Here is a 14,620-nt window from a genome sequence, read left to right as displayed (position 1 = left end):
AGGGAATTATGTCGAACGAAACGAACAGGAACGAAGCCGCGGACGTGACGGAAGCGGGAGAAGATCTGCGGCACGAGACGGCCGAGGGCGCGCCCGAGGTGGCCGAGCACGACCGCGTCGCCGAACTCGAGGCACAGCTTTCCGAGGCGAAGGCCGCGGTGCTCTATGCCCAGGCCGAGACGCAGAACGTCCGCCGCCGCGCCGAGAAGGAAGCAGCCGACGCGCGCACCTATGCCGCCACGGGTTTCGCGCGCGACATCCTCTCGGTGGCTGACAATCTCTCCCGCGCGCTGGCGGCGATCCCGGCCGAGCTGCGTGAGGACGAGAAGCTCAAGGGGCTGGTGACCGGGCTCGATGCGACCGGCCGCGAGCTCGAGTCGGTCTTCGCGCGCCACGGCATTTCGAAGATCGCCGCGACCGGCGAAGCGCTCGATCCCAACCGTCACCAGGCGATGATGGAGATTCCCACTGCCGACGCCGAGCCCGGCACGGTCGTGCAAGAGATCCAGACGGGATACATGATCAAGGATCGGCTGCTGCGTCCGGCGCTGGTCGGCGTGGCAAAGAAGCCGGACTGAGCGAACTAAATCCTCCCCCGCCAGGGGGAGGTGTCATGCGGAGCATGACGGAGGGGGCGGATGCCAGAACATAGCGGCGGGCTTCCTCCCCCTCCGTCGCCTTCGGCGCCACCTCCCCCTGGCGGGGGAGGATTGATTCAGGAAAAGCCGGGGCACCCAGCCCCGGCTTTTTTCATTCGGCAGGCAGTCCCGCCGCGACCGGGGCCTGCGCCGGTGCGTCCGGCCGTGCGCGGAGCAGGGCCGGCGCGTCGATCGCCAGGATCAGCAGTCCGCTCGCCGCGAGCGCGAGGTTGATCGCGACTGCATCGGGGAGGGGGCTAGCGGCGAGGACCGCATGCCCCATGGAAGTGAGAATCAACATCGCGCCGAGCCCGATCCGCAATGCACGCGGATCGATTCGGGCCGGCCAGATCATCGCGGCGACCGCGGCGACGCCGAGCCCTGCCCAGAAGGCGAGCGCCAGCGGCATTTCGTGCCCGCCGAGGGCGCGCAGCCAATAGGCCGCGACGAAGAGGATCGGCACGCCCCACACCGTCACGCTCCACAGCGCCTCCAGCCGTGGGCTCGCCGCGCCCCTGCGCCGCCGCTTCTGGAGCCAGATCGACATGCCGGTGCCAGTGACGACGCTCATAGCCAGCCCGATCGCGATATAGGCGAGCTCGACTGCCAGCCCTCCGAAGCTGCCGAAGTGCAGCCCATAGGTCGAAGCCGCGACCTGCCGGCCGACGCTGCCCTGCGACAGGCCGGTGATGCCGGTGAAGCTGCCCGCGGCGTCGAACATGTAATTCTCGCCATAGATCAGCCGGCGCGGGTGCGCGGCGATGATCTGGACGTGCTGGCTGCGCGTCAGCGGCTCGTGGACGACGACATAGGTCGGGCGCAGCTCGGGGAAGCGCGTCGCCATCGTCGCAAGCGCCGCGGCGACGTTCGGGGCCGGGGCAGGGCGTGGATCGGGCGTGGGTTCGGGCATGTCGCCGGTGAAGATCGGCGCATAGGTCCGCTCCAGGTCGCCCCCGTGATAGGCGTTCGAGATCAGCGTGAAGCCCACTGAGCCCAGCCCGATGAACGCCCCGGTGAGCGCGATCGCCAGCGCGAAGGGCAGCGTCCACACCCCCAGCCTGTTGTGCCAATCGGCCTGGGCGAGCTGGCGTCCGCCGCGCGCGCGCAGCCGGAAGGCGTCGCGGAAGATGCGCGGGTGCGCGACGATGCCGGTGATCGTCAGCGTGGCGAGCATGACGCCGAAGATGCCGACGACGATCAGCCCCAATATCTGCGGCAAGTGCAGATAGATGTGGAGGTTGGTGACGAACTCGGTCCAGGCATGCGCCTCGGGCGCCGCGATCGCGCCCTGGCCGTCGATATAGGCCGCGCCGGTATCGGTGGTGACGACGGTGCGGGGGAGCCCATCGGTGGGCATGTGGACATAGAGGTGCGTGGTCTTGGGCTTGCCCGCCTCGCTCGCGAGCACGGCTTCGAGTCCGCGCTGCACGGCGGCGGGCGCGATCGTGGGAGTCTCCACTGCCCGCGGCTCCTCCCAGCGCTGCCAGCGCTCGTGAACCACGACGAGCATCCCGGAGACGCACAGGATGTAGATCAGCGCTCCCGCGAGCAGCCCGATCGAGGCGTGTCCCGAGAGCGCACGTTGCACCAGCGTAGGGCCGGGAGCGGAAGCATCGGTCTTCATAGCGGCCACCATAGAATCGCGCCGAGCAAGGCGCAGACGAGCGCGGGTGCGATCATGCGGAGCGGGCCGCGGCGCGTGATCTGGATGCTGGCGAGGATCGTCCAGACGATCGGCTGCCCCAGGAGCGCAACCACGATCGTATCCGCTTCGGCCCAGCCGGCACGCCGCGCCGCCGCCTGCGCGCCAAAGGCGAACAGCTGCGCCGCGGCGAAGCCGACCGGCACCACCAGCGCGAACACTGCCAGCCGGCGCCAGAGGTCCGAAGCCTGGAAACGCCAGGTCTCGGTGGTGAGCGGTTCGCGCCCAGCGGCGGCGCGCCCTGCGGGCGCAGTCACGACCGCACGGGCGAGCAGCAGGCCGGCTATCAGCGTGGCGACGAGCCATGCCACGGCGATGCCCCACGCGCCCGCAACCGCGGCGGAGGCGATGGTTCCCAGGACGAGCGCGGCCCAGGCGGAGGCGGCGAGCACCGGCTTGCGCCGGCCCCAGCTCGCGCGAAGCATGCCGACGCCGGCTGCGGACAGGGCAATGCCCAGGGAGAGGAGCGGCTCCATCAGAAACGCCATCCCAGCGTGGCGCTGATCGTGCGAGGCGCGCCGTAGAAACCCTGCTCCCAATAAAGGCTGGTGATGTATTTCACGTCGGTGAGGTTGCGCAGATTCGCAGTCAAAGACCAGTGGTCGTCGAGCTCGAAGCGCGCCATCAGATCGACCAGCGCATATTGTTTCTGCTCGGTGATCACCGGCTCGCCCGCGATAACCAGCGGCTGCTCGCGCCAGGTGCGGCTCTGATACTGGACCGCGGCGCCGACCTTGAGCTGCTCGAGCGCAGGGGGCGAATAGACGATGTTGAGGCGCCCGGTGTTGCGCGGCACATAGTTGCGGACCTCGTCGCCTTCGGGGTCTTCGATCCGCATCAGCGTATACCCGCCGCTGACTTGCAAGCCGGGCGCGACCTGCCCGCCGATGTCTAGCTCGATGCCTTCGGATGTCGCGTCGATCTGGCGGTAGATCTGCTGGCCGATGCCGGTGTCGAAATAGGCGCTCTCGGCGATGTTGCGCGAGCGTGCGCGGAACAGCGCGGCGCTGGCGTTGAGCTTGCCGCCGAACCACTCGCCCTTGATGCCCGCTTCGAGGTTGTCCCCCTCGATCGGCGGGAGCACCTGCAAGTCCTCGCCGATTTCGTTCTGCGGATTGAAGATCGTCGCGAAGCTCGCATAGGCGCTGATCGAAGGCGTCAAGTCGACGGTCGCGCCTATGAACGGCAGCCCACGGGTCCAGCCATATTCGCGGGGCGCGCCATAGGATTGGCCGTGGCTGGTGATGTGGGTGATGTTGCCGCCGACCATCAGCTTGACGCCGTCGGCGGGATCGATGCGGAACAGGCCATAGGCGGTCTCGCGCTTCACCCTGAAATCCGCGCGCAGCTCGAAATCGGGGAAGTTCGGATAGGGGAAGCTTCCGTCGTACGCGCTGTTGCCCGGCAGCGGCAAACCGATCTGGTCGGTCGCGTAGGACGAATATTGCTGCACGTCGCTGACGCCGTAGTTGGCCCCGAGGACCAGCTGGTGGCTGCGCCCGAAGAGCTCGAACGGTCCGGACACATAGGCATCGACCGTCAGCTCGCGCGTCGGGCCCTGGAAAGCGCCGGGATAGCTGACCAGCAGGTCGCCCGCTGCGGGATCCGGATTGTAGACATAGAAGAGCTCCTCGTCCTCGGTGATCACGCGGCGCAGCACGCTGAGCTTGCCGGTCCAGCCGCTGCCGAAATCATGCGTCAGATCGCCGAAGATCTGCTGGTCGCGGATGTCCCAGCGCGACCATTCGGCCGATGTATTGGCGGAGCGCGGGAGGTTCGTCGAGTTGCCGGCGGAATCGTACAGCGGCAGCGCGCCCCACATGCCGCCGTCGGAATTGTTCTGCTGGTGCTGATAGCCCAGGCTGAGCACCGTCGCCGGGCCCAGGTCGGCCTCGATCACGCCATAGCCGATCACGCGCTCGACATGATAGCGATCGAGATAGCTGTCCTTGTCCTCATAGGCGCCGACGACCCGCATGCGGATCGCGCCGTTCGCGGTCAGCGGCACGCTGACATCGGCATCGCCGCGGATCTGGTCGAACGAGCCGTAGAGCAGGCTCGCCGAGGCGGCGAACTCGCGGCCGGGGCGCTTGCGGACGAAGTTGATCGTCGCCGAAGGGTTGCCGGTGGAGGATAGCAGGCCGGCGGCGCCGCGCAGCACTTCGACCCGGTCGTAGGTGGCGGTGTCGAGCGAGCCGTTCTGCAGGCCGAAGGCGAAGGGGAGACCGACGCCGTCGACCTGGAAATTGGTGATGTCGAAGCCGCGCGCCGAATAATAGGTGCGATCGGTCTCGGCTTGCTGGACGTTGATGCCCGTCGTGGTGGCCAGCAGGGTGTTCACGTCGCGCAGCGCGAAATCGTCGATCTGAGTGCGCGTGATCACGCTCACCGATTGGGGCGTCTCGCGAATGCTGAGCGGCAGCCGGCTCGACGTGCGGTTGGTGCCGGAGGTGTAGCTGTCGGTGCCTTCGCTCGCTTCTTCGCGAGTCCCGGTGACGACCACATCGTCGCGCTGCTGCGGAGCGTCTTCCGGATCGTTGAGACCCTCCGGGTTGCTGACTGCCGCGAGAAGAAGAAGCGAAATCGGAACCACTGCATACTCCCTTTGCGCGGTCCCTTAAGACCGAGCGAGTGATAATGCAAACGATTCGCATTAGTATGCATGTCGATAGAGAGGGTTCGAAGTACGCCTAGCGTTACGGAGCGTGGCCGCTTATCTCGGGGCCATGTCCACGCGCTTCGATTCCGTGCCGCATCGCCGGCAGATCATCGACCGCCGGGCGGTGGCGGAACGGCTCGCAGGCCTGAAGGCGGCGGACGCGGGCGCGCTGCGGCGCGCGGCGACCATCGAGCTCAAGTCGGTGCTCGATGCCGGCCGTGCCGAGATCGCACGCCGGCTGGCCGAGCATCCGTCGCGCGGGCACGAGACGGCGGCGGCGGGCGCGTTCCTGATCGATCAGCTGCTGCGGCTGCTGTGGGACTTCACGATCGAGCGGCTCCATCCCAATCACAATCCCACCGCGGCCGAGCGAATGGTGTTGATCGCCGTCGGTGGCTACGGCCGCGGCGAGATGGCGCCGCATTCGGACATCGACATCGGTTTCCTCACGCCGTGGAAGGTCACGAGCTGGTGCGAGCAGGTGATCGAATCGATCCTCTATTCGCTGTGGGACATGCAGCTGAAAGTGGGGCATTCGTCGCGCTCGCTCGACGAAATGGTGCGCCAGGCCAAGGCCGATGTGACGGTATGCACCGCGCTGATCGAGGCGCGCTACGTGTGGGGCGACACGGACCTTTACGAAGAGGCGGCGCGCCGCTTCAGGGCCGAGGTGCAAGGCGACAGCGCGCGCAGCTTCATCACCCAGAAGCTCGCCGAGCGCGAGGCGCGGCACAAAAGGATGGGCGACAGCCGCTATGTGGTCGAGCCCAATGTCAAGGAAGGCAAGGGCGGGCTACGCGACCTCCACACGCTCTTCTGGATCGGCAAGTTCGCCTATCACGTCCGTGAGCCTGCCGAGCTGGTGGGGGCGGGGCTGCTCACCACGCAGGAATATCGCCAGTTCCGACGGGCCGAGAATTTCCTTTGGGCGGTGCGCTGCCACCTCCACCTGATCACCGGCCGCGCTGAGGACCGGCTGACCTTCGACGTCCAGCGCGAGATCGCCGAGCGGATGCGCTATGCCGACCGGCCGGGCAAGTCGAAGGTCGAGCGTTTCATGCACTTCTACTTCCTTCAGGCGAAGGTAGTGGGTGACCTGACGGGCGTGTTCCTGGCGCACCTCGACGAGAAGTTCGCCGCCCGCGGTGCCCGCTTCGGCCTGCCCAAGCTGTTCCGTTCTCCCCGCAAGCTCAAAGGCTTCGTGCTCGAGCGCGGCCGCCTGGCGCTCCCACGCGACGACTTCTTCCGCGAAGATCCCGTCCGGCTGATCGAGATATTCCAGCTCGCCGACCTGCACGGCCTGGAGATCCACCCGCTCGCGATGCGCGCGGCTGCGCGCGACGCCAAGCTGGTGGACGATGTTCGCAGCGATCCGCGCGCCAACGCGCTGTTCCTGGAGGTGCTGACGAGCCCGCGGACGCCCGAGCTGGTGCTGCGCTGGATGAACGAGGCCGGCGTGTTCGGCCGCTTCGTTCCCGATTTCGGCCGCGTCGTCGCGCAGATGCAGTTCGACATGTATCATCATTATACGGTCGACGAGCATTCGATCCGCGCGATCGGGCTGCTGAACGAGATCGAGAAGGGCGAGCTCAAGGAAGACCATCCGCTCGCCACGGGTGTTTTCAAGCAGATCGCCTCGCGGCGCGCGCTCTATGTCGCCGTGCTGCTTCATGACATCGCCAAGGGCCGCGGCGGCGATCATTCGGTGCTGGGCGCGCAGGTGGCCGAGCGGCTGTGCCCGCGGCTTGGCCTGACGCCGGCCGAGACCGAGACGGTCGCCTGGCTGGTGCGCTGGCATTTGCTGATGTCCGCCACGGCGTTCAAGCGCGACCTGGCCGACTTCAAGACGATCCTCGATTTCGCCGGCCATGTCCAAAGCGCCGAGCGGCTGCGCATGCTGCTGGTGCTGACGATCGTCGACATCCGCGCGGTGGGCCCAGGCGTGTGGAACAGCTGGAAGCGCCAGCTGCTCGGCGATCTGTTCGACGCGGCCGAGGAAGTGCTGCGGCTGGGGCACAAGCAGAAGGGCCGCAACGAGCGGATCGCCGCCAAGCAGGCGGCGCTCGCAGAAATCCTGCGCTGGCCCGAGCCGCGGATGACGGTGCTGATGAAGCGGCTGCCGGAGCCCTATTGGATCGCCGAGCCGCTCGACGTGCTCGAGCGCAATGCCCGGCTGATCGACGCGGCGGGGGATTCGCAGCTGTCGATCGAGGCGCAGGTCTATCCCGAGCGCGGCGCGACGCTGGTGACGGTCTATGCCTCGGATCATCCAGGGCTATTCTACCGCATTGCGGGCGCGATCCATGTCGCCGGGGGCAACATCATCGATGCGCGGATCCACACGACGCGCGACGGCATGGCGCTCGACAATTTCCTGGTGCAGGACCCGCTTGGCCGCCCGTTCGACGAAGAGAATCGGCTGGTGCGGCTCAAGACCTGCATCGCGGATGCGCTCGCCAACCGCGCCAAGCTTCAGGATCGACTCAAGGCCCGGCCCGCGCCGCGGCTGCGCTCGGACGCCTTTGCGATCGAGCCCAACGTGTTCATCGACAACAACGCATCGAACCGCTTCACGGTGATCGAAGTTCACGCTCGCGACCGGCCGGCGCTGCTCTACCATCTGGCGAACGCGCTGTTCCAATCGAAGGTGACGATCCATTCGGCGCATGTCGCGACTTATGGTGAGCGCGCGGTGGACACCTTCTACCTGACCGATCTGATCGGTGATAAGATCGAGTCAGCGGCGCGATTGAAGACGATCGAGCGCCGTTTGCTCGACGCTGCGGCAGGAGAGGGCACGACCGCCCAGGCCGCCTGAAAAGGGGATGCGCATGCCGGTGATCGGATTGGGCGGGTTCTTCTTCCGCGCACAGGATCCCGAAGGGCTGACTGCCTGGTACCGCGAGACGCTGGGCGTGGGCGGCGGGTGCGGCACGGACGAACAGGGCCAGTCGAGCGACTGGTTCTGGTATCCGGAGCCGGGGCCAGTGGTGTTCGCGCCGTTCAAGGCGAGCACCGACTATTTCGCCGCGGACAAGCAGATGATGCTCAACTTCCGCGTCCGCGACCTCGACGGGTTGCTCGAGCAGCTCAATGCCCTGGGCATCGAGATCACCACCAAGCCCGAATGGGATACGCCCGAAACCGGCCGCTTCGCTCGCATCCACGATCCCGAGGGCAATCCGATCGAGCTTTGGGAGCCGCCGGCGGCTTAGAGTCGGTTTCAGCGAAGCTGAAACCGACTCTAGCGCTTCTGCCAGACCCGCACGTAATCGACTTCCATCCGAGAGGGGAAGGCGGCGGGGTCGATGCCCATCTGGCCGCCCCAGCCGCCGACGGCGACGTTGAGGATCAGATATTCGGGCGTGCCGAAGGGCCAGGTCTCGCGGTTGCCCTTCTTGTCGTTGTCGAAACGCATGTACGCACGGCCGTCGACGCCGATCAGGATGCGGTCCTCGTTCCAATCGAGCTGATAGTCGTGGAAGCCGGTGCAGGCGTCCGGCAGCATGACGTTCGACCCCTTCTGGGTCTTGGCGACATGGTTATAGGCCTTGGTGTGAACATTGCCGTGGACGCGGCCGGGGTCCCAGCCGACATGCTCCATGATGTCGATCTCGCCCATCATCGGCCAGCCGTCGCGGCCATCGGAGGCGAGCATCCAGATCGCCGGCCAGATGCCGCGCCCGCAGGCGAGCTTGGCGCGGACTTCGATGAAGCCGTATTTCCAGTCGGCCAGCCCTTGGGTGACGAGCTTGGCCGAGGCATAGTCCTGCCCGCCGAAATCGGGCTTGTCGGCAAGGCGCTCCTTGCGCGCCTCGATCACCAGCTTGCCGCCTTCGACCCGGGCGTTCTCGCGGCGGTCGGCGGCGTAATATTGGAGCTCGTTGTTGTACCAGCCTTCCTTGTTGCGGCTGGTGTCGTAGCGCCACTTCTTCGGATCGGGGGCGCCGGGTCTGTCGAACTCGTCGGACCAGACCAGCTTGAAATCCGCGGGCCGCGCGAGCTGTTCGCTGGTGCCGGCGGTGATCGGCGGATTGTGGACGGTCTGTGCGGCGGCACCCGCCGGCACAAGGGCGGCGAGGGCGGCCGCAGAGAGCAACCCCCGCCCCAGCCTCATTTGGGCGAGATCACCATCAGCATCTGACGGCCTTCCATGCGGGGATAGCTTTCGATCTTCGCGATCTCCGCGGTATCGTCCTGCACGCGCTTGAGCAGGTTCATGCCGAGCTGACCGTGCGAAAGCTCGCGGCCGCGGAAGCGCAGGGTGATCTTCACCTTGTCGCCCTCGCCCAGGAATTTGTGGATCGCCTTCATCTTCGTATCATAATCATGATCGTCGATGTTCGGACGCATCTTGATCTCCTTGATCTCCTGCGTCTTCTGGGTCTTCCGGGCCTGATTGGCCTTCTTCTGCGCCTCGTACTTGAATTTGCCGACGTCGAGGAACTTGGCGACGGGCGGATCGGCGTTGGGCGACACTTCGACGAGGTCGAGCCCGAGTTCGCGCGCCTGGTCCATCGCCTCGCGCGTGTACATCACGCCGAGATTCTCGCCTTCATGGTCGATGACGCGGACCTTGGGCGACTGAATGAATTCATTGAACCGCGGACCATTCATCGGCGGTGGCGCCAGGGGGCGCCGGGTCATGGGAGGACGTATAAGACTAGCTCCTGTTGTGGTTGTGCCTTCGAATATAGGCTTCAGCGCGAAGATTTGGAAGCGGCAGAGGTTCCGGCGTAGCGCAAATGGACGAGCGGGTAGGGCCGGCCGTCCGGATCGGTGTCCGATCGGCCGGTTCGAACGAAGCCGCGCGCCTCGTAGAAAGGCAGCGCATTGTCCGCCTGCTCGCTGGCATCGACCCGCGCGCCCGGCGCGAGGGAGAGCGCATGCTCGACGAGGCGCGTGCCGATTCCCCGGCCATGGACCGCCGGGTCGACGAAGAGCGCGTCGATCATGTCGCCGTCCATGACCAGAAAGCCATGCGGCACGTCCGCATCATCGGTCGCGAGCCAGAGCTCGGCATTGGGCAGGAACCGTTCCGACACCAGCACATCGATCTCGGCGCGATGCTCGGGGGTCAGGAAGCCGTGCGTCGCATCGACCGCCGCGCGCCAGATCTCCAGCGCGCGGGGCAGATCGGCGGAAGTGCCGCGCCGGATCCTCACTTGAGGTCGGGCGGAGTCGCCTCGGCCGCCAGCTTCGCCACTGCCTCCTCGAGGCTCAACATCTGCTGCCCCTGCGAGCCCAGCACACGGAGTGCGACGGTGCCTTCGTCGGCCTCGCGCTTGCCCACCACGAGCAGGTTCGGGACCTTGGCGACCGAATGCTCGCGGACCTTGTAGTTGATCTTCTCGTTGCGAAGATCGGTCTCGACGCGGATGCCGGCGGCACGCAGCTTGTCGGTGACCTGCTTCGCATAATCGTCGGCGTCCGAGACGATCGTCGCCACCACTGCCTGGGTCGGCGCGAGCCACGCGGGCAGCTTGCCGGCGAAATGCTCGATCAGGATGCCGATGAAGCGCTCGTAGCTGCCGAAGATCGCGCGGTGGAGCATCACCGGACGGTGCCGCTCGCCGTCCTCGCCTACATAGCTTGCGTCGAGCCGCTCGGGCAGCACGCGGTCCGACTGGATCGTGCCGACCTGCCACGTCCGGCCGATCGCGTCGGTGAGGTGCCACTCCAGCTTGGGCGCATAGAAGGCGCCTTCGCCGGGGAGTTCTTCCCAACCATATTCCTCGGTCGCCATGCCTGCACGGACCACGGCGTCGCGCAGCTCCGCCTCGGCCTGGTCCCACATCTCCTCGGTGCCGAAGCGATTGTCGGGGCGCAGCGCGAGCTTGATCGAGTATTTGAACCCGAAATCTTTGTAGATGCGGTCGGCGAGCTTGCAGAAGGCCTGCACCTCGTCGACGATCTGATCCTCGCGGCAGAAGATGTGCGCGTCGTCCTGCGTGAACTGGCGGACCCGCATCAGCCCGTGGAGCGCGCCGTGCGGCTCGTTGCGGTGGCAGCAGCCGTTTTCGTACAGGCGCAGCGGCAGATCGCGGTACGACTTGATCCCCTGGCGGAAGATCAGCACGTGCGCCGGGCAGTTCATCGGCTTTAGCGCCATCCACTCGGCGGCATCGGAGACGATCGGACCCTCGTCGTCGACATTGGGCACTTCGTCGGGGATGACGAACATGTTCTCGCGATACTTGCCCCAGTGGCCGGACTGTTCCCACTGGCGCGCGTCCATCACCTGCGGGGTCTTGACCTCGGCATAGCCCGCGGCGTCGATCGCGCGGCGCATATAGGCCTCCAGCGCGCGCCAGATGACGAAGCCATTCGGGTGCCAAAAGACCGAGCCGTGCGCTTCCTGCTGGAGATGGAACAGGTCCATCTCCTGCCCCAGCTTGCGGTGATCGCGCTTGGCAGCTTCCTCCAGCCGGTGAAGATGCTCGTCGAGCTGCTTCTTGTTGAGCCAGCCGGTGCCGTAGATGCGGCTGAGCATCGCGTTCTTCTGGTCGCCGCGCCAATAGGCGCCCGAGACGCGCGTCAGCTTGAACGCGTTGGGATCGACCTTGCCGGTCGAGGCGAGGTGCGGGCCGCGGCACATGTCGAGCCAGGCGTCGTCGCCCTTGCCGGCGCGGTACACCGTCAGCTCTTCGTCCTCCGGAAGCTCGGCTGCCCATTCGGCCTTGAAGGTCTCGCCCTGCGCCTTCCAGCGCTGGATGAGCTGCTCGCGGGTCCAGACCTCGCGGATCAGCGGCTCGTCGCGCGCGATGATCTTGCGCATCTCGGCTTCGATCGCCGGCAGGTCCTCCTCGGTGAAGGGCCGGTCCTTGGGCGCGAAATCGTAATAGAAGCCGTCGTCGGTCGCCGGGCCGAAGGTGATCTGCGTGCCGGGAAAGAGGTTCTGCACCGCCTCTGCAAGGATGTGCGCATAGTCGTGACGGACGAGCTCGAGTGCGTCCTTCTCGTCCTTCGAGGTAACCAGCGCGAGGTTCGCGTCGCCTTCGAACGGGCGCATGATGTCCCGCACCTCGCCGTCGACGCGCGCGGCCATCGCGGCCTTGGCGAGACCCGGACCGATCGCCGCGGCGATGTCCGCCGGGGTAGTCCCCGGGGCTACCTCACGGACGGAACCGTCGGGCAGCGTTATGCGGAACATCTCGGACACGGGTGTGGACTTTCAACAAAGGGTTGATTCTGGGAGCGCGGCTTATGCCCGCGCCTCCGCAATATAGGCAAGCCGGGTCGCGATTGCCCCTCGTCTATAAGTGAAGGGAGTCGCGCTTTATCTTTTCACTTTGATCCAGCCCGCCCAGCCCCGCAACGGAGGCTGCCGCCGCATGGTCTTGCAGATGAAATCCAACATTGGAAGCGGCTTCTGCCCGCCTATTTGCCCGGACGAGGGTTCCCTTTCGGGCGTCGGGCCCCCATATCGGAGCAATCGCTGGCAGAATACCCGTCCGTAGGCGCCAGCGGCTGAGAGACTCGTGCTCCCGCTTACAGTTGCAGGGAGCAGACCTCATGGACCTCAACTATCTTCTATCCCGACAGCAGATATCGCTGATGCGCGCCGACGCGGCGGCCAGCCCCGAAGCGCGCGTGGCGCACCGCAGCCTTGCCCAATGCTATGCGGACCGCATTCGGACCGTACAGGCGGGCATCGGCCTGCCGCGCCTCGCGCTAGCGGAGGGCTGAGGCTTGGCGAAGGAAGCACTGCTCACTTTCGACGGCATGATCGAGGAACTGCTCCCGGACGGGCGCTTCCGCGTCCGGCTGGAAAACGATCACCGGATCATCGTCTATACCGCGGGCAAGATGCGCAAGTACCGCATCCGGACGCTGGTGGGCGATCGGGTCCAGGTGGAAATGTCACCCTATGACATGGACAAGGGCCGGCTGGTCTACCGTGAGCGCGTGGCCGGCATGGCTCCGGGTGCGCGCAGAGGAGGAAACAGGCGATGAGCGACGAGCAACCCGCCGATGCGACCGAGCAGGCGCAGGATCGACCGCAGCGCAAGCTGTTCCGCAACAAGTTCAACGTGCCGCGGCTGTCGCCCGAAAGCGCCGAGCGGCAGGGGCGCGTGACGCTGCTCGCCTGGCAGATGCTGGGCGGACGCGACGGCGCGATGGCCTTCCTCAACAATCATGATGATACCCTTGGCGGGCGCCCGCTCGACCTCGCCGTTGCCAGCGCGGCGGGATGCGAGGCCGTGGAGCAGGCCATTGCCGCACGATCGACCTCAGCCGAGGGGTGAGCGGAGGCCTGACGCGGGCGCATGCCACGCTCGATCGTGGCGCACGCTTTCTTAGCGCAGGGCTCAGGCCGCAGCAGGACGCGGCACCAGCGGCGATCGCGGGCCGATATCGGGCGAAGGTGATCGGCAACGGGCTGCGCGAGCTCGACCGTTTCCTCAACCTGCTGCTGGACGAGGCGTCGCTCCGCATCGGCTTTCCCGCCCGGCCCGGGCAGCGCAACACCGCCAACAAGCTCCGCCAGTTCCGCATTGCGACGGGTGTCGATCGCGAGGGGGACCTGGAGCGGCTCCACGCGCTCGGCCGCTCGCGCGACTGCCTGTTCTACAGCGGTGGAATCGTCACGCGCGGCGACTTTCGCAGCGGGCCGAGCATGACCGCCGGCTGGAGCGGACCGGATCTTGCGAAAGGGCTGCGGCGCTTCGGCGTGGGCGAGGAACTGGAAGTGACCGCGGCCGATTTGGCTGGAATCTGCGCCTTCTACGAGGCGCTCGCGGCCGAAGTCGTGGCCGGTTCGGCCATGCCGCGCACGCTCACGCCACGCCGAAAGGCACCACCCGGTTGAGCTTGACGTGGCCCACCTCGGCGCGGCCGAGATAGGGCACACCCATGTCGCGGCACCAGCGCGTGACGATCTGCTCGTCGGTCTCGCCGAAATCCACATCATTGACGGGTACATCCGAGACGGCGCCGAGGCGGATGCCGGCGATGCCCTTGAGCTGAGCCGCGTGCGCGACCTGGAACATCATCCGGTCGACCCGGTAGAGCGCTTCGGACACTTCCTCGATGATGAGGACATGATCGGTGAGGTCGGGCAGCCATTTGGTGCCGATCAGCGCGCTCAGGATCGAGAGGTTGAAGGCGACGGCGGGGCGCCCGTCGGCAAGGCTCGGCTCGAGCGCGCGCCGGTCCCGGTCGATCAGCCAGCCGAGCGCCCAGCCCACATCTTCGCCCGTATCCTCGCGGCCGAGCCCGCTCGCCATCGAGGCATGGACCGGATGGCCGATCCGCCGCGCGTAGAGCGCACCGAGCAGGAAGCCCATGTCCGAGAAGCCCATATAGGTCTTGCGGTGCGCGGCGGGGCCGAGCTGGGGCATCACCTGATCGAGGATGCGGTTCGAGCCATAGCCGCCGCGCGCGAACCAGATCGCGTCGAAGGCGGGATCGTTGGCGAATTCGAGAAAGGCGGCGGCGCGAACCTCGTCCGAGCCCGCGAAATGGCCGGCGACCTCGTAACATTGCGAGTGGAAGACGATGTCGTGCTGGGGATAGGTGAGCGCCATGAACGCGGCCATGCGCAGCGAGGATTCCTTGCTGACCGACCGGCCCGGTGCCACGACTCCGATGCGCATCCACTAACCCCCGACACTATGC

Annotated in this window: 15 protein-coding genes; 7 read left to right on the top strand and 8 right to left on the bottom strand. The window is 66.6% G+C overall.

All coding sequences use genetic code 11. From position 1 onward, the window contains the following. Positions 1-8 precede the first annotated feature (8 nt). Positions 9-578, top strand: a complete 570-nt coding sequence (gene grpE, locus ACMGDH_RS13470) for a nucleotide exchange factor GrpE (RefSeq protein ID WP_436828473.1) — start codon at positions 9-11, stop codon at positions 576-578. Between the two features lie 172 nt (positions 579-750). On the opposite strand, the gene ACMGDH_RS13465 is transcribed toward grpE, so the two are convergent. The 3 genes from ACMGDH_RS13465 to ACMGDH_RS13455 are packed head-to-tail and all read right to left on the bottom strand — an operon-like array spanning position 751 to position 4,933. Then, on the bottom strand, positions 751-2,262 hold the full coding sequence (locus tag ACMGDH_RS13465; RefSeq protein WP_436828472.1) for a PepSY-associated TM helix domain-containing protein: 1,512 nt from the start codon (positions 2,260-2,262) through the stop codon (positions 751-753). Continuing rightward, on the bottom strand, positions 2,259-2,816 hold the full coding sequence (locus tag ACMGDH_RS13460; protein ID WP_436828471.1) for a hypothetical protein: 558 nt from the start codon (positions 2,814-2,816) through the stop codon (positions 2,259-2,261). Before ACMGDH_RS13460 ends, ACMGDH_RS13465 begins: the two co-directional genes overlap by 4 nt. Then, on the bottom strand, positions 2,816-4,933 hold the full coding sequence (locus tag ACMGDH_RS13455) for a TonB-dependent siderophore receptor (RefSeq protein WP_436828470.1): 2,118 nt from the start codon (positions 4,931-4,933) through the stop codon (positions 2,816-2,818). The genes ACMGDH_RS13460 and ACMGDH_RS13455 overlap by 1 nt, the downstream gene beginning before the upstream one ends. Positions 4,934-5,066: 133 nt before the next feature. Here ACMGDH_RS13455 and ACMGDH_RS13450 point away from each other — a divergent pair, with 133 nt between their 5' ends. Both ACMGDH_RS13450 and ACMGDH_RS13445 read left to right on the top strand, forming a co-directional pair. After that, on the top strand, positions 5,067-7,817 hold the full coding sequence (locus ACMGDH_RS13450; protein ID WP_436828469.1) for a [protein-PII] uridylyltransferase: 2,751 nt from the start codon (positions 5,067-5,069) through the stop codon (positions 7,815-7,817). Positions 7,818-7,830: 13 nt separating this feature from the next. Continuing rightward, positions 7,831-8,214 carry a VOC family protein gene (locus ACMGDH_RS13445; protein WP_436828468.1) on the top strand — a complete coding sequence of 128 codons (384 nt, stop codon included), beginning with the start codon at positions 7,831-7,833 and terminating at the stop codon, positions 8,212-8,214. A gap of 29 nt (positions 8,215-8,243) precedes the next feature. On the opposite strand, the gene ACMGDH_RS13440 is transcribed toward ACMGDH_RS13445, so the two are convergent. From ACMGDH_RS13440 to thrS, 4 genes are read right to left on the bottom strand one after another with little or no spacing between them, the layout of a single operon-like run. After that, positions 8,244-9,116 carry a glycoside hydrolase family 16 protein gene (locus ACMGDH_RS13440; RefSeq protein WP_436828467.1) on the bottom strand — a complete coding sequence of 291 codons (873 nt, stop codon included), beginning with the start codon at positions 9,114-9,116 and terminating at the stop codon, positions 8,244-8,246. Then, positions 9,113-9,646 carry a translation initiation factor IF-3 gene (infC, locus tag ACMGDH_RS13435; protein ID WP_436828466.1) on the bottom strand — a complete coding sequence of 178 codons (534 nt, stop codon included), beginning with the start codon at positions 9,644-9,646 and terminating at the stop codon, positions 9,113-9,115. Before infC ends, ACMGDH_RS13440 begins: the two co-directional genes overlap by 4 nt. Positions 9,647-9,699: 53 nt before the next feature. Then, complete coding sequence (locus tag ACMGDH_RS13430; RefSeq protein WP_436828465.1) at positions 9,700-10,164, bottom strand: acetyltransferase; 465 nt, start codon at positions 10,162-10,164, stop codon at positions 9,700-9,702. Then, entirely contained in the window at positions 10,161-12,152 is a 1,992-nt protein-coding gene (gene thrS / locus ACMGDH_RS13425; protein WP_436828636.1) for a threonine--tRNA ligase, read from the bottom strand. Before thrS ends, ACMGDH_RS13430 begins: the two co-directional genes overlap by 4 nt. Before the next feature lie 362 nt (positions 12,153-12,514). Here thrS and ACMGDH_RS13420 point away from each other — a divergent pair, with 362 nt between their 5' ends. The 4 genes from ACMGDH_RS13420 to ACMGDH_RS13405 are packed head-to-tail and all read left to right on the top strand — an operon-like array spanning position 12,515 to position 13,811. Continuing rightward, positions 12,515-12,688: a hypothetical protein gene (locus ACMGDH_RS13420; protein ID WP_436828464.1), complete on the top strand. Its 174-nt coding sequence runs from the start codon at positions 12,515-12,517 to the stop codon at positions 12,686-12,688. Positions 12,689-12,691: 3 nt separating this feature from the next. After that, positions 12,692-12,955 carry a translation initiation factor IF-1 gene (gene infA, locus ACMGDH_RS13415; RefSeq protein ID WP_436828463.1) on the top strand — a complete coding sequence of 88 codons (264 nt, stop codon included), beginning with the start codon at positions 12,692-12,694 and terminating at the stop codon, positions 12,953-12,955. Continuing rightward, positions 12,952-13,248: a hypothetical protein gene (locus tag ACMGDH_RS13410; RefSeq protein ID WP_436828462.1), complete on the top strand. Its 297-nt coding sequence runs from the start codon at positions 12,952-12,954 to the stop codon at positions 13,246-13,248. The genes infA and ACMGDH_RS13410 overlap by 4 nt, the downstream gene beginning before the upstream one ends. After that, on the top strand, positions 13,245-13,811 hold the full coding sequence (locus tag ACMGDH_RS13405; RefSeq protein WP_436828461.1) for a hypothetical protein: 567 nt from the start codon (positions 13,245-13,247) through the stop codon (positions 13,809-13,811). The genes ACMGDH_RS13410 and ACMGDH_RS13405 overlap by 4 nt, the downstream gene beginning before the upstream one ends. On the opposite strand, the gene ACMGDH_RS13400 is transcribed toward ACMGDH_RS13405, so the two are convergent. Continuing rightward, the gene (locus ACMGDH_RS13400) at positions 13,780-14,598 is read right to left on the bottom strand and encodes an LD-carboxypeptidase (RefSeq protein ID WP_436828460.1); all 819 of its coding nucleotides are present in this window, start codon (positions 14,596-14,598) and stop codon (positions 13,780-13,782) included. The genes ACMGDH_RS13405 and ACMGDH_RS13400 overlap by 32 nt on opposite strands. Positions 14,599-14,620 lie beyond the last annotated feature (22 nt).

This window comes from Sphingomonas radicis, assembly GCF_051400635.1.
In the GTDB taxonomy this organism is placed as follows: domain Bacteria; phylum Pseudomonadota; class Alphaproteobacteria; order Sphingomonadales; family Sphingomonadaceae; genus Sphingomonas.
The sequence above is the reverse complement of the archived record's forward strand: the minus strand, read 5'-3'. Positions and strand labels throughout refer to the sequence as shown.